Source organism: Armatimonadota bacterium, assembly GCA_035527535.1.
In the GTDB taxonomy this organism is placed as follows: Bacteria; Armatimonadota; Hebobacteria.
Window position 1 is genome coordinate 1 of the sequence record DATLAK010000087.1, and the last position, 17,012, is coordinate 17,012.

The 17,012-nt window shown below is 67.8% G+C and carries 14 protein-coding genes; 4 read left to right on the forward strand and 10 right to left on the reverse strand.

The window, feature by feature from the left end:
* Positions 1 to 131 precede the first annotated feature (131 nt).
* From VM221_06125 to VM221_06145, 5 genes are all read right to left on the reverse strand, one after another.
* Positions 132 to 635 carry a hypothetical protein gene (locus VM221_06125; GenBank protein ID HUT74393.1) on the reverse strand — a complete coding sequence of 168 codons (504 nt, stop codon included), beginning with the start codon at positions 633 to 635 and terminating at the stop codon, positions 132 to 134.
* A gap of 593 nt (positions 636 to 1,228) precedes the next feature.
* Positions 1,229 to 2,623, reverse strand: coding sequence for a VWA domain-containing protein (locus VM221_06130; protein HUT74394.1), 1,395 nt, complete (start codon positions 2,621 to 2,623; stop codon positions 1,229 to 1,231).
* A gap of 12 nt (positions 2,624 to 2,635) precedes the next feature.
* Positions 2,636 to 4,174: a serine/threonine-protein kinase gene (locus tag VM221_06135; GenBank protein ID HUT74395.1), complete on the reverse strand. Its 1,539-nt coding sequence runs from the start codon at positions 4,172 to 4,174 to the stop codon at positions 2,636 to 2,638.
* 9 nt (positions 4,175 to 4,183) lie between these two features.
* The gene (locus VM221_06140) at positions 4,184 to 4,570 is read right to left on the reverse strand and encodes an FHA domain-containing protein (protein ID HUT74396.1); all 387 of its coding nucleotides are present in this window, start codon (positions 4,568 to 4,570) and stop codon (positions 4,184 to 4,186) included.
* A 240-nt stretch (positions 4,571 to 4,810) separates the two neighbouring features.
* Positions 4,811 to 6,070: a tetratricopeptide repeat protein gene (locus VM221_06145; protein HUT74397.1), complete on the reverse strand. Its 1,260-nt coding sequence runs from the start codon at positions 6,068 to 6,070 to the stop codon at positions 4,811 to 4,813.
* Positions 6,071 to 6,263: 193 nt separating this feature from the next.
* On the opposite strand from VM221_06145, the gene VM221_06150 reads away from it, so the two are divergent.
* Both VM221_06150 and VM221_06155 read left to right on the forward strand, forming a co-directional pair.
* On the forward strand, positions 6,264 to 6,956 hold the full coding sequence (locus tag VM221_06150; GenBank protein HUT74398.1) for a hypothetical protein: 693 nt from the start codon (positions 6,264 to 6,266) through the stop codon (positions 6,954 to 6,956).
* Positions 6,957 to 7,063: 107 nt separating this feature from the next.
* Entirely contained in the window at positions 7,064 to 9,817 is a 2,754-nt protein-coding gene (locus VM221_06155) for a HEAT repeat domain-containing protein (GenBank protein HUT74399.1), read from the forward strand.
* Here VM221_06155 and VM221_06160 read toward each other — a convergent pair.
* The 4 genes from VM221_06160 to VM221_06175 all read right to left on the reverse strand — a co-directional run bounded on the left by VM221_06160 (position 9,814) and on the right by VM221_06175 (position 13,478).
* Positions 9,814 to 10,266, reverse strand: a complete 453-nt coding sequence (locus VM221_06160) for a universal stress protein (protein HUT74400.1) — start codon at positions 10,264 to 10,266, stop codon at positions 9,814 to 9,816. The two genes, VM221_06155 and VM221_06160, sit on opposite strands and share 4 nt — an antisense overlap.
* A gap of 72 nt (positions 10,267 to 10,338) precedes the next feature.
* Positions 10,339 to 12,171 carry an APC family permease gene (locus tag VM221_06165; GenBank protein ID HUT74401.1) on the reverse strand — a complete coding sequence of 611 codons (1,833 nt, stop codon included), beginning with the start codon at positions 12,169 to 12,171 and terminating at the stop codon, positions 10,339 to 10,341.
* A 108-nt stretch (positions 12,172 to 12,279) separates the two neighbouring features.
* Entirely contained in the window at positions 12,280 to 12,885 is a 606-nt protein-coding gene (locus tag VM221_06170; protein ID HUT74402.1) for a hypothetical protein, read from the reverse strand.
* A 245-nt stretch (positions 12,886 to 13,130) separates the two neighbouring features.
* Entirely contained in the window at positions 13,131 to 13,478 is a 348-nt protein-coding gene (locus tag VM221_06175; protein ID HUT74403.1) for a DUF5658 family protein, read from the reverse strand.
* 242 nt (positions 13,479 to 13,720) lie between these two features.
* On the opposite strand from VM221_06175, the gene rlmB reads away from it, so the two are divergent.
* Positions 13,721 to 14,470: a 23S rRNA (guanosine(2251)-2'-O)-methyltransferase RlmB gene (gene rlmB / locus VM221_06180; protein ID HUT74404.1), complete on the forward strand. Its 750-nt coding sequence runs from the start codon at positions 13,721 to 13,723 to the stop codon at positions 14,468 to 14,470.
* Here rlmB and VM221_06185 read toward each other — a convergent pair.
* Complete coding sequence (locus tag VM221_06185; GenBank protein ID HUT74405.1) at positions 14,451 to 14,990, reverse strand: hypothetical protein; 540 nt, start codon at positions 14,988 to 14,990, stop codon at positions 14,451 to 14,453. The genes rlmB and VM221_06185 overlap by 20 nt on opposite strands.
* Before the next feature lie 532 nt (positions 14,991 to 15,522).
* On the opposite strand from VM221_06185, the gene VM221_06190 reads away from it, so the two are divergent.
* On the forward strand, positions 15,523 to 16,842 hold the full coding sequence (locus VM221_06190; GenBank protein ID HUT74406.1) for a hypothetical protein: 1,320 nt from the start codon (positions 15,523 to 15,525) through the stop codon (positions 16,840 to 16,842).
* Positions 16,843 to 17,012: the final 170 nt, after the last annotated feature.

Here is a 17,012-nt window from a genome sequence, read left to right on the forward strand (position 1 = left end):
CTGGTCTTGGCTCGCCGCCAAGATTCCAGTGTTGTGCGCTGCTCGTTCGTCATCTTCAGCGTTTTGGCTTTTTCCCACATGCTCCGGAGAATAACACCATGGAGCGTTATTGTCAATATATTGCTGGGACACTACACTAGCAAAGCCGCAAACTCGTCCTGGGACTGTGGAAGGTCTATCCTCGCGCCCAGAGGCTCGACGGCAACGACGATCGCTCTAGCGAGAATCGGAAGACCTTCGGATACGCGCCGATTCGCCTCTCGAATCCTTACGCGATAGTCGATGTTCTCGCCCACGTGGACGAAGCCCAGCCCGGCGAGGAAGGGTACATCATCGAGACTCTTAGGCCGCCACTGCTCCTTGATGCCGCCCGTCAGCCACTTTCGCAAGTGCGCTTTCTCCCCGGCCGTCGGCTGCGTTGCGCGCTTTGATATCTCCTCTGGCGTCATTGCGGGCCACCCGCCTGCGGCGAGCGTCAGCCACGGATTGCGCACCTCCTTGGCGTTCAAGGGGTAATCCAAACCTGGGACCCCGAGCGACTCCGAAACGCCGGGCTGACTCCAAGTCAATCCTGCCAGGGCAAGCACCGGCAGAGCACACCTGCTCACGACTTGGCTCCACTTGGTCATCTTCATCTAATGTTCCCACCTCTCCTCGTCCGGGCGCTAGAAGTGATTCTGCCAGCCAACGTAATGGTGGATCACCTTGGAGTTGGGAGGGGGAATTCGGGGGACACACACCATAATTCCGAACCAGCAGGCAGTTCTTCCTTCTTTCTCGGCCCCTTCGGCCCCCTCGGCCCCGGCGCTGAGTGACGTGATGGCCTGCCCCTGGCGCGACGATACGGGCGACGCGGAGCACGGCCCTCCTCGTTTGGACAATATCCGGTGGCGCCCCGACATGTCGGGGCGAGAATGCCAGCAGGCGAGACGCCCGCCCTACTGATATTAGCAAAACAAGAGCGGCCCGCACCCCAATAAGGGATACGAGCCGCACCATATCGCCCGGGCGGATTGAGCGCCCGGCGATTCAGATTATCGGTTCCCCGGCAGGGCCTGCTCACGCTCGTGGACCCCCTCGATGGCGTGAACGCTCGAAATCGTAGAGCCAACCCCCGGTCGGAACTCAAGCGGCCAGATTATACCCCCCCCGCGCGTTTGTCAAGAGCAATATCAGCGCAAGATCAGAGTTGGCGCCGCATGCAGGGCGCGACCCCGCGGCAATGGGCTTACGCCCCCAGGCGGCGGGTGGCGGCCTTGAGGCGCTTGGTGCGGCTGCGATCCTCGGGCGCGCGCTTTTCCAGGTCCTCGGCCTGGCGCTCGAAGTTGGCGGCAAGCGCCTCTTCGCCCATCTTCTTGAGCAGGTGCGTCGCCTCGCGCAGCCTGCGCGTAGCCTGCTCGACATCGCCGTCTTGCTGGGCCCACTGGGCGTCCCGCTCGGCCTTGTACACGGCCACGCGGTCAATCAGGCGGACGACCTCGGGATCCTGGACCGCGGGGGTCAGGGATTTCCGGTAGGGCAGCCTGACCTCGCGCCGCTCGGTCTTGCGCTGCTGGGAGCCGAGAGGTCGCCACGAGACCTCGAGGGTCGCTACCTGCTGCGAGCCGTCGGGCAGCTCCGGCAGCCCCAGCTCAGCCAGCACGGCGCTGACCTCGCCGCCGGGCAGCTCGCCCAGCTTGACCCGCGTCCACCCCTGCTCGGTGACGATCTCGTCGAATCCCTTGATCGCCGGCTGAACTTGATACAGGTCCACCACCACCGCGTCGCGCTCGCCCTTGAGGCCGACGGTGACCTCCTGGGCGGCGGTGGCCTGCAGGCGCGCGAGCTCGGCGCTAAGGTGCTCGCCGAGCTCGGCAGGATCCTCGGCGTAGTAGTATTGGCCGCCGCTGCGATCAGCGATGCGGGTGAGGTACTCCTCATCGAAGTCGAGGCCGATGCCGATGGTGGTTATGCCCGCGCCCAGGGTGCGCAGCGCCTCGATGCGAGCCAGGGTGTCGGAGGGATCGTGGACGATGCCGTCGGTCATGATGATGACGCGGGCGACGGCCCCGGGCTGCGATGATCGCTCAACCTGCTTGGCGGCCAGTTCGACCGCCTGCGCCATCCTGGTGCCGTCGCCGAGTTCGAACGCGGTCGAATCGGTCAGGAGCTCGTTGATGACCTCGAACATCTGGCCCTTGTCCAGACCGCGGACCCCGTCATAGACCGTGTTGGCGCGATCGGCGAAGGCGACCACGGAGGCGCTGTCGCTGTCGCCGAGGGCGCCGACCACGCGCTTGATGGCGCGCGCGGCGGTGACCAGGGGGCGGGTGGCGGCGGACTGCAGTTCCTGCAGGGTGCGCCCGGTGAAGATGGCGCCCTCGCGGCGGTCGGCGGTGACCATCCGCAGCTCGCCGCGGCTGCGCGCCAGATCGCTCCAGCGCGCGATCTCCTCCGGCGAGAGCTGGAAGCGCCGCATGGTGCCGCTGCAGTCGAGGACAAAGCAGATGTCAATCGGCACCCGCCGCTCCGGGGCGGCGGAGGGCAGGAGCTTCACTAGCAGGTGCATCTGCCGGTCTTCACCGCTGGCGGCGCCCACCGCTGCCCGCTCGGGGGTGATGTTGATGTCAATGCCGTTGCTCATGTCTTCCCCTGTTCACTTGGTGCGCTTGCCGCGCGCGGCGACGCGCGCGCGCAGCGAGTCGTAGATGCCGCCGAAGACATCCACCTGGACGTCCACCTGAGCTTCATGTCCGTCGGCGGCGCGAAATCCGATGCGCGCGGCGTGGGAGCCCTTGGGCAGAACCTGTGCGTCAACCTTGACGACGAGATCGGCGCTGTCCGACGGTTCCAGGTGCAACTGGCGTGGGGTGACCTCGATCCCCTGGGCTCCGGTCACGAAGCAGGCGACGTCCGCACCCTGCTCCCCGATGTTGCGCACCCCGAGATGCGCCTGCTGGCGCCTGCCAACCTGGAGGTTGACGTAGAGCGAGGCCTGCGAGACTTGCAGAGTCGCAGCCTGCGGCACCACCGCGATGGCGCAAGGGACGGTGACCCGGCCCATTTGGTATGTAATTTCCAGGTCCGCGTGCAACTCCACCCCGCGTTCGCCGATGCGATCAGGGTAGGCGATGACGGTCAGCGGCACCTCGTCCCCGACGAATGCGACCTCGCGTTCCTCGGCGGTGTCCGGCGCCGTCAGCCGCAGCCACTCCGCCCGCACCCGCGCTTTGCCCTCCAGTCTCTGCGCGCCGCGGTTGGTCAGCGTCACCACGCGCCGCTCGTGTCCACGGCCGCTGACCTCGTCGAAGTCCACCGCCGGCGGGTTAAGCTCGAGCGCGGGTGGCCCCTTGGTTCGCAGGTCCTCCAGCATCTCCCGCGCATTCTGGTAGCGATAGTTGCGATCGAAGCTCATGGCGCGGATGAGCACACTCACGAGCCCCGGATGGATGTCGCTCAGTTCGCGCAGCAGCGGCCCCACCAGACGCCCGCTTTGCCCGTCTATGTCATCCTGCGTCGGCCGCCGCCCCAGCAGCATTTCGTAGAGCACACAGCCCAAGGCGAACACGTCTATGCGCCGGTGCGCCTCCAGGTCACCGCGCGCGAGCATGTCGCGGATCTCCGGCGCCATGTATCCGTCTGAGCCGTAGAAGTCAGACTGGCGATCGCCCGGGACGTGGGCCGAGCCCATGTCGAGGATGACGGGGTCGCCGGTCGCGGCGAGCTTGATATTGTCAGGCTTGAGATCGTGGTGGATAATCCCGTGCTCGTGGAGATAGACCGCCGCCTCGCAAAGCTTGAGCGCCCACCTGATGACTTGCGTTTCGGGCAGGTGCGGGTCGCGCTCCAGGATCTCCGCCAGGGTCGGTCCCTCGACATATTCCTGCACCAGGTAGGCGCGATCGTCGAAAGCGAAGTCATCGAGGTAGTCCGGCACCAGCGGATGGCTGCCCATGCGCCGCAGCACCTCCCGCTCCTGTTGGTAGAGGTGCTGGAAGTCCCCCTTTTGCCGGGGATCCGCGGGAATGCGATACTCCTTGAGCGCGACCTTGACGCCGTCGTCTCGCGTCGCAAGGTAAACCAGGGCAAAGGTGCCCCCACCGATGAGGCGCTCGATGCGGTAGCGCCCGGACTCGGGGAGGGCTTGCCCCGGGGTAAGCGCGAGTTCGTCGCGGTATCGTCGCCGCGTGGGCATGGGGCGACCTCACTGGAGGCGAACCGTGAGCTTGCAGTTCTCCCCGAGACGTATCTCGTCGCCGTCAGCCAAGGGCATCTCTTGTTGGCGCGGTATTTGCCGCCCGTTGACAATGGTGCCATTGGTGCTGCCGAGGTCAATGATGCGATACCCGCCCGCGCCCCGCCGGATCTCGGCGTGCCGACGCGATACGGCGGAGTCCATGCTCAGATCAACGTCCGGCCGCAGCCCCGCGGCGGGATCGCTGCGCCCGATGGTGACGACCTCCCGCTCGAGGGCGCAGAAGCCGCCGAGGCCGCCCACGGCGATCTCCAGGCGCGGCCCGGTCGGCGGCGGTGTCGCGGATGACGGCGTCGCCGGCGCAGCCGCGGCCGCCATGCCTGGATCCGCGGGCATCGCCACTTCGGCAGGCTGGCCTTGTTCACCCGCTTCTGCTGGCAGGTCCAGGGGGAAAGCCGCAACTTCGGGCAGGTCAAGCTCCGTATCCGTCAAAGCGCCGCCGCAGGAGGCACAGATCGCTTCGCCGGGCTGAGCTTCCTTGCCACACTCCTGACAGTACATGGCGAACTCCTTGGCCGCCCCGAATATCGGGGCGAGACAACCGCGACTTCAGCGAAATCGCGTCCTTGTTGGGGCCTACTTCGGCGACGCGCCCTCCATCGCCACCAGCATCAGCAGCGCCGCCGTGCATTTCGGATCCTGGTTCCAGGCCTGTTCGAACTGCGCCTTGGCGTCAGCCACCTTGCCCTGGGCGAGTAGTGCGTTGCCCAGGTTGTAACGCAGCGTAGTGCGATCCGGCCCCAGTTTAAGCGCGCGCCGGAAGGCGTTCTCCGCATCCGCATAGCGCCGCGCCGCGTAATATGCCGCTCCCAGGTGCCCTATCACCCGCACGCTGCCCGGCATCGCCTCCGCCGCCTCCTCCAGCAGGCGCACGGCATCTTCAGTATTCCCATGCTTGTGCGCTTGGATACCGGCGTCCGCCGCGCGCGCCGCCTCAGCGCCTGCGCCGACCGCGGGCGAAACGGCCGGCTCGGGTGCCGGTTGCTCGCGGGCCGCCGGTGCTCGCGCGTCCGGCCTTGCGCGGCCCCTCGCCTCGCCCCGCTCGCGCAGGACGCCCGAGAGGGCGATCGCGACCTGCCGCGCCGTGCGAAACCTGTCGCGCGGGCGCGCCGCCAACATGCGCATGATGACGTCGTCCACCGCGGCGGGCACGTTGCCATTGGCCGCGCTCGGAGGCGGGACCTCGGTCCCCGCGGGCATCCCGCCGACCAGCGCCTGCCACATGATGAGGCCCAGGGAGTAGAGGTCGGAGCGGGCGTCAACCGGCAGCCCCATGCCTTGCTCGGGGGACTTGTACGGATAGGGATTGCCTGGCGCCTCCACCAGCATGCTCAAGGGGTCTATGGCCTTGGCGATGCCGAAACCTGTCAGTCGCAGCTCACCGCCATCGGCGACCAAGATCCCGCCGGGATGCAGGGCGCCGTGGGCGATGCCGTTCTTGTGCGCGTGGTCAAGGGCCTCCAGCGCCTGGCCGAGCAGAGCGAGCACTTCCGGCGCCGGCAGGGGCCCTCTCTCCTCGATCATGCGGGCCAGCGGGCGCCCGTCGAAGTAGTCGAGCACCACGTAGAAGTTGGGCTCGTCGTGGGCGAAATGGTTGACATGCAAGATGCCGCGATGGGCGAGCCCCCCGGCCTTGCGCATGCGGCTGTGGAACCGGTCAGGGAAATCGAGGTCGCGCGCCAGCTCGCCGGGTATGACTTGGATGATGACGGAGGCGCCCAGCGAGGGACTGGTAGCCTGGAAAAGCCGGCTCATGGCGTCCCTGCCGATCTCCCCCGTGACCCGGTAGTTGTGCACAATATGCGCCGTCAACTTGTCCACAGGCCCGTCGGCCACCGGATCAACGCCTCCTTCCAAGCAGGTTACGGCTATAGGCTTCTCTCAAGGGGCCGGTTTTCCCTTCCGTCGCGCAGACCGTGGGAGGACCATGGCCGGGGATGCAGAAGCATATCCTTGCGCGCCGCCACCATACCTGCGCTGCCGCAGCAGGGAGCGAGCATAGCTCGTGCAGCGTGCCGCAAGGAAAGGCATGAGTCCGGCCCACGAGGAATGGGAGGGCGCCCTGACCGTTCTCTCCGTCGGGGAGGACGAGGCCACCATCCGCGACTTTCGCTGCGATTGCCGCGGCGAAACCAGTTGCCGCGCAGAGCTGGGGGAGATCGTCCAGTTGCTGGAGCGTCGGCGCGCCGACGTCGCGGTGTTCTACTGCCACCCCGATCTGGCGGGCGGCCTGGTCGAGCAACTGCGCCGCAGCGACAAGAGCGTTCCCCCGATCGTGATCGCGACGCATCCCGACAGCGACCAGGCGGGGGTCGGCGTATGCGTGTGGCTGCCGGGGCTTTCCGCAGCCGCCCATCCCTACGATATCCTGGCGCGGCTCTACCAGGCGCTGTGCGCCGTCCAGGGCGCCGGGCCGAACGGGGGCGGGGACCGATCGGGCTCATCCGTCGTCCCCGCGGGTGACGCCGCTGCGGTGATCGAGGGGCCGGCGCGCGCACAGCCGCCGGCCCGATATGAACCCGCATCGCCGCCGGCGAACCCGCCCGATGGCGCCTCCCCTAACAGCGCAGCGGGCGACTCACCCACAGCGGACGAAGATCCCGCAGGTGCGGTGGTAGTCGGAGCCGATGACGACCGGGCGCCGTCAGCCGAGGTGAGCGAACTCGGCGCCCGCCTTGAGCGAATCCTGGAACAGCGCCTGCGACGGAAACCACACGCCTGAGGAGCAGCGACATGCCGGACAACCGCCGCGGCGTGCGGCGCGGTGAGAGCAATCGGGCGCCCATCATGCGGGCTCCCTCTGAGCAGGGCGCAGGGGAGGACCCACCGGTGCCACTACACGTGCTGGCTCGACTCGGGCGCCTATGGCGCGGCCGAAGCGATGACCTGGCGGACAGCCTCGAAGGCGGGGATCGCATCGCCCAGCTCCACGCGCTGCGCGGTCTGGGCTTCCTTTCCGCCCGCCGCCGGCGGCAGTTGGAGCCAAGCCTGCTACGGCTGTTGGCCACCGCGGAAGAGGAGGTGCGGCGCGAGGCGCGCCGCGCCATGCGCGGCCTGTACTCGCTGGAGCAGGTGCAGCAGCGCATAGAGCACGGTGCGCCCGAACAGCGGGCGGCGGCGCTGCGCGACGAAGCGACGATTCCTTTGCTGTTCCGGGAGGCGGCCGGCTCCGATGCCGTGGTGCGCGACGCGGCGGTTGCCGAGCTGGTGGCGATCGGCGGGGAGCAGGTGGTGTGCGGAGCGATCGAGGCGCTGCAGGTGGACGATCCGGGGATGCACGGCGCTGCGGTGGAGGTGCTGCGGGCGATGGGGGAGGCGGCGAGTTCGCTGCTGGTGCGGGCGTTGGGTGCTCCCCAGCGCGAGGTGCGCTTCGGTGCCATCAAGGCGCTCGAAGTGATACGCGCGAGCCAGGCGTGCCCGCACCTGGTGTCCCTGCTCAACGACCCGGTGGAAGAGATCCGGGGCCAGGCCGCGCGGGTGCTGGCAGCAATGCGTCACCACGATGCCGTGCCCAATCTGGCGCGGGCGCTCAACGATCCCGCGCAATCGGTGCGCATGGAGGCGGCGACGGCGCTGGCGACCTTCGGGGGGCCGGAGGGGGTGCAAGGTCTGCTGGAGTTCTTGCGGCGCTGCAGCGAGGACCTGTCCTTCGAGGTTGCGGATCAAGGCTTCCTGACCGCGGTGGCCGCCATGCCCGATCTGCCGGCAGCGGGCTACCAGGGGGTGCTCGAGGGCGACAACCAGCCGTTCGCGGTAAGCATGGCCCTCGCCCTGGAGGACGCCGGTACCGTCAACCGCTGGCTGCAATCCATTCCCGAGGCGGCGGCCGATGAGCGCCGGACGCTGATGTCGCTGCTGGAGGCGGTGGCGCGGCTCGGGGTGAGGGAGCCGTTCATGGAGGGGCTCAGCCTTCCCGACCCGGAGCTGCGCGGGTTGAGCGCGTGGTTGCTGGGCGTGTGCCGCCACGGGGAGGCGGTGGGAGCGCTCACCGGACTGCTATCGGACACATCGGCGCTGGTGCGGCGGCGAGCCGTGGAGGCGCTGGGCGAGATCAGGGATCCGGCCTGCGCGGGCGCGCTGTCGGCCGCGCTGGGAGACCCGGATCGGGAGGTACGGGCGGCGGCGGTGGCCGCGCTGGCGGACATGGTCGAGACCGGCGCCATCAGCCCGTCGGCGCAGACCACCGACATCATGCTGGCTGCGGAGGCCGAGCAGCATCAGCTCCCGGCGCCGCGGCAGGCGGCCTTGCCCGACCCCCGGCGCAGCAGCTACAGCCTGCCCGCGCGCGTGACTGATGTCCTGGGTGGCCTGGCCCGGATCAGCACGGACGCCGCGCAGATGGGAGTAGACAACGTCCTTAGCGGGGCGTCGGCCCTGGTGCGTGCACTCCACGACCCGGCGGAGAACGTCCGCACCCAGGTGAGCGAGGCCCTGGGGCGATTGGGAATTGACTCCGCGGCTCACGATCTGCTCGACCGCGCTTTGCACGATGACAGCCCCGTGGTGCGCAGCAGCGCCGCGCGCAGCCTGGGCAAGCTCAATGCCTCGGAGGTCGCGCCGGCCCTCATCAAGAGCTTGCAGCACGACGATCCCGACCTGCGTCGGCGCGCAGCCGAAGCCCTGGGCGAGCTCGGCGATCCGCTGGCGGGACCGGCGCTGGTGGCCGCGCTCGAGGACGCGTCGCCGCCCGTGCGTCAGAAAGCCGCACGTTCGCTGTGGCAAATCGCCGACTCCTCGCTGGTCGAGTCCCTGCGCGAGCACCTGCACAATCCGGATCCGAAGATTCGCTGCGCCGTCACCGGGGCGCTGGGCAGACTGCGCGCGCTGCACGCGCTCGAGGCGATCGCCGGCCGTCTGGAGGACCCGAGCAAGTACGTGCGCGCGAGCGCCCTCGGGGCCCTGGCCGCTGTTGGTGCTGAGGCTCGTCACCTGCAGCCGCGCATCGCCGGCAGGTTGGCGGACAGCGACCCATTCGTGCGGGCGCGCGCGGCCCAGGCCTTGGCGGAGATCGGCGAGCCGGGGGACGAGCAAACGCGCATGCTTCTGGCCGCCCTGGACGACGGCGCCGAGGAGGTGCGTCGCACCGCGCGTGCCAGCTTGCTCCAGCTCGCCAATGCAGGCGCGGTGGGGGGGATGGTCCAGGCGCTGGGGGACGATCATCACCGGGAGCGAGTGCGCAGCATTTTCCTGCAGACCGACCTGGCGGTGATGCGGTCGCTGCTGACGACCGCGCGCCAGGCCGGCGATGAGGTGGGGCCGGCGCTATTGGGCATCGTTGCCGACGCGCTGCGGGAGCGGGGATCGATCGAGGACTATCGCCGCGACCTCATGTCGCTGGATCCCACGGTGCGCCTGGCGGGGCTCGAGGCGCTGGCCCTGCTGCGGACATCGGAGGCGATTGATCACATCACCTCCGTGCTGTTCAGCGATCCGCTGCCGGCGCTGCGGGAGAAGGCGGCGCTCATCCTGGCGGAAACCGACGATCCCGCGGCCCTGGCCGCGCTCAAGCGCGCGCGCGACATCATCCCGCAGCGCGAGCAGAGCGCCGCGGGGCGCTCGTGGCCGGGCGCCGGCAGCGCCTAGCGCTCTGAGCCCAACTCGCCTTCGCGGCTGGGGCGGCAGAGCATTACCGCGCAGGTTGCACGCCGCAGCACGGTCTCGAGATCGGGGCTGATGCACCGCCCCGCCGGGGTACGATCAACGACATCCGGCGCCAGCAGGGCGAGCAGATCCACCCCCCGCACTCTCGCCTCCGATACCACCACCGCCCCCAGCGCGCGCGCGTAGCGCACCGCCGAGGCCGCCTTGACTCCGCGGCTGTCGGCCAGTCTCTCCGCCCGGGCTACGAGGTCGTCGGTCTCAGCATCCTTGCCCGGCTCGTAGCGCGGCAGCGGCTCCTTGAGCGGCACCAACTTGACGTGGAGAATGGTCAACTGCGCCCGGTGGGGGCGCACGATGCGGCACACCATGTCCAGCACGTCATCGGCCGCAGGCGTTCCGTCATACACCGTCATCGCGTGGGCATAAGGCATTACCATTGTCCGGGGCACGGCACGCCGTACCCCTACCTCCTGCGCGTACTATACCATGACCCGCCCGTGGCCCTATGATTGCTCAACATGATAGCGCACGTTGGTCACCACCACCCCGGGCTCAAACATCAAGGCGAACTTGATCATCAACCCCGACTGATTGTGCAGCAAGCGGTGCCACCAGCCGGTGGTGGCGAACTCCGGGATCACCACCGTAACCAGGTCCACCCCCTTCTCCGTGCGCACGGTGCGAATGTAGTGGAGGATGGGCTCGGTCAGCGAGCGCCAGGGGGACTTCAGCACCGTCAGCGGCATCCCGACGCGATAGCGCAGCCATTGCTCCTGCACGCGGGCGGTTTCGGCGGGGTCAATCTCGACGAATACCGCCTGGCATTCGGGATCAATGGATTTCGCATACAGGACCGCGTCAATCACCCCGCGATGCAGACCGGGCACCAGCACGATCACCGCGTGACGCACCGCCCGCGGTATCTCGAACCCCTCCATGCTGAGCGCGGCCCCCAGGCTGCGGTAGTGCGCGGCGACCTTGAGGAAGACCAGGATCAACAGCGGGATGAACAGCAAAACGAGCCACGCGCCATGGATGAACTTCACGCCCACCACCACCAATAACACCATCGCCGTGGTTGCCGCGCCCATCCCATTGACGATCGCGCTCACCCGCCAGCCGGTGGTGCGCAGCCTGAGCCAGCGCCGCACCATCCCCGCCTGCGACAGGGTGAAGGAGATGAAAACCCCCACCGCATAGAGCGGAATCAGGTCATGGGTCTTGCCGTGGAACAGCACCACCAGGCCGGCGGAGAAGAGCCCCAGCACTACGATGCCGTTGTTGAACACCAGGCGATCGCCGAGGTTGGCGAGCTGGCGCGGGGCGAGGCCGTCGTGGGCAAGAATCGAGGCGAGCCGCGGGAAACCGGTAAAGCTGGTATTGGCGGCGAGGACGAGCACCATCATCGTCGCGGCCTGAAGGACGTAGTAGAGCAGGCCCTGGCCGAAGGCGGCGCGTCCCAGCTTCGAGAGCACCGTTTCGTGGCCGCCCGGGTGGATGTGGAAATATTGGCCCAGCAGGGTGATGCCGAGGAACAGAGCGATACAGATGCCCGCCATCCACAGCAAGGTCGTCGCCGCGTTGCGCGATTCCGGCGGCCGAAAAGCGGGCACGCTGTTGCTGATGGCCTCGATGCCGGTGAGAGCGGCGCAGCCCGAGGCGAACGCGCGCAGCAAGAGGAAAAAGGTCAGCGGCCGTGCCACCTCGACTACCGGATTTGTCACCGCTGCCACCGGCCCGGCCCCGAACGCCAGGCGCGCCGTTCCCACCATCACCAGCAGCCCGGCGCTGAACACGAACAGGTACGTCGGCCCGGCGAACAGCTTGCCCGATTCCCGGACCCCGCGCAGATTGGCGAGGGTAATGAAGGCGATGAACAGCACACACAGGCCGACGCGGTGCTCGGCCAGGGTCGGCGCGGCGGAGATGACGGCGGCGACGCCGGCGGCGATGCTGACCGCGACGGTCAAGACGTAATCGGTAAGCAGCGCCGATGCCGCGAGCATCCCCGCCGGCAGCCCCAAGTTGTCGCGCGCGACCGCGTAAGCTCCGCCGCCCGAGGGATAGGCCATGACCGTCTGGCGGTAAGAGATCGCGACGATCGCGAACAACGTCGAAATGGCCGCCCCGATCCAAGGCGAGAAGCCCAGCGCGCTCGGTCCCGCCACCGCCAGCGCCAGCAGGATCTCCTCGGTCGCATAGGCGCAGGAAGAGATGGCGTCGGAGGCAAAGACCGGCAGCGCCAGCAGCTTGGGCAAGCGCTCGTGTGCCGCGCGCGAGGTGGGCAGTCGCTCACCCAGCAGAAGCCTGCGAAGGAATCCTCCCAATCCGGCCATTTGCGGTAGCTTCTCCCGTTCGCAGCGGACGTTTCCACGTCCGAGGCTCGGCTTCCTCTGGAGGTCGGAAACGCAGGGAGATGCGCAGCCGCGAAGGCGAACGCGCCGTCAGCCGTTGAGAGGAAGTGCGGAGGGGAGCATGGTCACGTGGAAGTCAGCAGCGACCAGCTTTTCAACGTCGTGCGCGGGACCCACGGAAAGCACCGCGACACCGTCCGCTTCCACCGCCTGGTCAATACGCTTCGCGACGTAGGCGTCGCGGGCCGCCACCAGCTTACGCTCGTTTTCCTCGTACAGTCTGCGGGCCTTCACGCGGTTGTCCAGGCTCGGTGCTGCGAGGGCATCGCGCAGCAGGCGGTCTCGGTCTCGCAGTAGCCGCGGATCCTCAGTCTGCTCCAGCCTCGCTCCGCGCCCTACCAGCTCCAGCACCAGTTTGCAGTTGGGGCTTCCCTGGCTCGCCATGTCCGTGACGATCCGGAGCGCGTCTCGCCCGCCGACGGACAGCCCCTCCAGGAATACATGGACATCCGCCAGCGAGGCGCCCGCATGCCTCGCGTTGAGTGTTTCCATCAATTCGACGCGCATCCGACCCCAGTGTGCCCCGAATCCCGCGTCCGCCTCCGATTCGCGCTCGCCGATCGGCGCCTGTGCCATGATGTCTTCTGGGCCAAGCCCGGCAAACGGGATCCTCACTACTATCAGCATCCGTGCCACGTGTGCCTCCGCCTCTTGCCGTGCCGACGCTGCCAGGGTGCAGCACGCCGCAGCCCATCCCATCATTCCTATACCCCAACCATCGTGGCTGCTGACGAGGGACCGCCCGAGGCTTGTGCGCATCTGCAGACATCAGGGTTTCCCGTTTCGAAGAACGCAGGACGCAACAAACCCATGGACGTTCTGATCGCCGCACTTGACACTACGGCAGGGTGGGGGAGAAGCCGCCGGCGGGACGGGGTAACCTATGCCCCTTCAATCAGCCTCAGTCGCGCCCCATTGAATCGCATGGCATCGCCGCATGCAAACATGTGAGTGCCCACCAGCGCTGCGGTTTGGAGCACCACGATGCCGATGGCCAGAAGAAGGCCGCCGCCAACGATCCGACCTGCTGTCCGGTGGCTTCGATGTAGGCGTGAGAACAGCAGTAGGATAAGCAGCGCGGCGGCGGCCTTCAATCCGAAAGCCACGAGGAGATGCATCCCCTGATAGAACGGGTTCAGTTCCTCGGCCCATCCGGTGCGGGTCAGGATCTGCGTCGAGCCTTCGTCGAGCGCGTTAAGCCCGAGCCAAGCCCATGCGAACTTTGTCATTCGAAGCCACCCTGTCTCTCACGCCTTGTTGTCCGGCGCCCCTGGCTAGGGGAGGTCCTCGCGGCTCTCATCCTCGTCGGTCCTGCCTTCTTCCCACCTCCTTCCCTTGCGTCCGATAATAAGGGTTATGTTAACACGCGTCCGACAGGGATAGTCGGCCGGAGCCCGGAAGGTTGCCTGGTGCCCTCCTTTTCCCCTATAATCGACGGGTCAGGCTCATGAGCAGGCAAGGTCGAGGCAGCGTGAGAATCGTCTCCGGGCGGAACGCCGTGTTGACGGTGTTGCGGATGGGCGCCGCAGTGCGTGAGGTCATGATAGACGCCGCGGCGGCCGGAGAGAAGGCGGCGGCTATCGTCGAGGCGGCACAGCGCGCCGGCGTGCCGCTGCGGCGGGTGGACAGACGAGAGCTGGAGCAGCGCGCGGGGGCGAACCACCAGGGAGTCCTCGCGGTGGCCGAAACGCTGCCGGAGATGAAGCTGAAGGACGTGCTGACGCGGTGCGCGGATCAGCGGCGACCGCCGTGCATCGTGCTGCTGCGCGAACTGCTACACGAGCACAACCTCGGGGCGATCTTGCGCACGGCCGACGCCGCCGGGGCGGTCGCGGTGGTGCTGCCGAGTCACGGCGCGGCGGCGCTGGGCGCGGAGGCGGCGCGGGTGTCAACCGGAGCGGCGGAGACGGTGACAGTGGTCCGTCAGAGCCTGACCCAGGCGCTGGCGGTGCTGCGGCGGGAGGGGATAACGGTCATTGGCGCAGAGCCCGAGGGGAACACGGACTACTGGGATCAAGACCTGAGGGGGCCGGTTGCATTCCTGCTCGGCGGCGAGAATCGCGCCTTGAGCGGGCCACTGCGGGATGCATGTGACGCGCTCGTTCGCATCCCGATGGTTGGGCAGGTTACGTCGCTGAACGTCAGCGTCGCGTGCGCGCTGCTGCTTTACGAGCGGCTGCGGCAATCCACCACCGGACGGGTCAGGCCGGATTGCCCTTGAACCGGCGCACCGCCTCCTCGTAGCGATCCCATCGAAGGTGCAGGTGGATGCCGTGGATGGCGCACAAGCCGTAGAGGTACCACGCGAAGGTCGGGAAGGATAGCCAGGTAAGCACCAGACCATAGACTGCCAGGCTGGCGCCGAAAGCCGAGATGATGATAGCGGCCACGCCCACCCGGCTTTCCGCCGTCTGGGGGGTTATCCCCTCGGCGGTCCTCCCCCACCCCTCGCTGAGCAGCAGCCCCTCCATGAACAACGACACCGCATAGCCCGCGACCCCCACGCCGAGCATAGCCCAGCCCAAGAGCGGAAAGTTCACGCCAGCCGGAGATCCGACCAACGGGGCGACAGCGAGGTCCAGAACACCCTGCGCCTGTTTGTGAAAGATGATGAACGGCGCCAGCTCCCCGACGTACATCAACGCCGACACGATCCGTGCCGTGCCCAGGCTCAGGCGGATTCCGCGCGGTCGCGCTGTCGGCCCGTTGCCGTTGGCACCAGTAGTTCTGTCGGAACTCATGTGGGCATCATACCATGCACAGTCCCTGGTGTGAATCGCCAATTCTTCTGACAGCGCCGGTATGGACCACGCCTCAGGGCAGGCAGCGCCGGAAGGAAACCGCACTGCCCCGCCGAAGGTGCACCCGGTAACCAAGCCTCGATACCGGAGGGCGTCATGGCGTCTTACTGGATGTGGGCGCTGGTCGCGGGCGGAATCATTGCCTTGGGGGGCGCGATGGCCAGCCGCTTGGCCAGTGACCGACAGGCGCCCGCCTTCCGCTTGTCAACGCTTCCCGCCGTACTGAGCGTGCTTCTCCCCGTTATCGCGTTCTTATTGTGCTTGCCGAGCACGCGCCCCTTTGCCAGTGGAACCGATATGGGTTACGGCGCGCTCCTGGGGCTTGGCGCCGCGGTCATCGCCCTGATAGTGCTCCGGCTCGCCAGGCTGAACGGCTACCCTGCGGCTGCCGTTGCCGCATCGGCCGCGCTGGGCGGCGTGACGGTTATGTGGGTGAGCGCCACGCACCTGCTGTTCCCGGGTGATCCCGTATATGCCTTGTACGGAGGAATGGCGGGGGGGGCTGCTGGCCATTCTACCCTGGCTGTGGAGCTTGCGCCAAACGCCCGAGAACCGGGCGCTGCCGGCGCTGGAGTTCTTCGGCCTTACCATCGCGGTGCAGGGCCTGGGGGCGCTGCTGGCGATCGAGCGCTACAACTCCAGCGCACTGCGCGCGTACTGGGGGTTGCCGGTGCTGGCGCTTGCCGGCGGGCTGCTGGGAGCGGTTGTGGCCGCGCTGCTGCTGGGTCACGTGGCTAAGCCCGATGAATCGGGCCGCCACCCCGGCCTGCAAGGCTTAGGGGCCTGGAACCGCAAGGCGGCAGCGGGCGCCGCGGCGCTGGTGATCGGCATCGGCTTCGGGGCGTGGGCCGGTGGGGAGGCTCTGCTGGCACAGGGGCACGAGCCCATCTTCGGCTTCGACCGTCATCTCTACCGCCTGCTGGCCGCCGGATGGCTGGGCTTTGGCTTGCTCGCCCTCCAGATGGGGGCCGGCGGCAACCGGCGCGCCTTGCGCCTGACCGTCCCGCTGCTCGGGGTGGCCCTCTTGGTAATCGGCTTCAATCTCGCCGGCGGTTACGGCGTCTCGCTGGCGCTGTCGGCGGGCCTCGCCCTCGCGCTTCCGTTATGGTCACTGGGAGAGGAGCGGGAAGCCGGTTCGGCCTTTGCGTGGTTGGGAACCCTGGGCGTCCTCTACATGACGTACCGCCTGTTCCTGACCGCTTTCGGCGACCAGTTCAACGCCGGCGCCGCGCTCGACCTCGGTCGCCACTACGTGTTTGTCGGACTGGCGGTCGGGTTGCTGTGGCCAGCCGCCCTTCGACAGGCTCAGGGTCGCCCCGCATGTGCGAGCGAGGGCCGTCCCGAGCAGAGTCGAGGGGCCGCGGTCCGAGGGGCGCGCGCGACACTCGCGGCGACCGCCCTGCAGTGCGCCGCCCTGGTTGTGCTGCCGGTGGTGGTATTCGTGGTCTTCGGTCCCAAGGGCCTGGTGGGGATCATCCTGGGCCTGTGGGTAAGCCAGCTCATGCTGCCCACCGTTGCCACTGCACGAAGCGGCGGGGAGGCTGTTTCGCTACCAGGCACGGATGAGGAGCGCCGCTGGGCGCCGGCGGGAGTGGCGTCCCTATTCTTTCCACTGGTCGCGGTGTGGGCGCTGATTATCCCGCGCTGGGGCGACTTCATGCTCGACCTGCCGCGCTGGAGTCGCGGCCTGATCATCGGCGCGGCTGTTGCGGCGGCGATCATCACATTGGGCCTTGCGGGGCAACGCGGACGCCCTGCCGCACCCGGCGCGCCGACGAAGCAAGAGGATTGAGGCCATGCGCAGCCCTTCGACAGAGTTTACCCCTTCGCGTTGCTGCTATGTAAGAGTCAAGGCTCTTTTTCCGAGCGTGCTGTTTTTAGGTATTGGTTGATGGCACAGACTGGTGAATGCGCTGAGCAGGAAGGCTTGCTGCTATACGTGGCATTCCTCAATGGGAATCA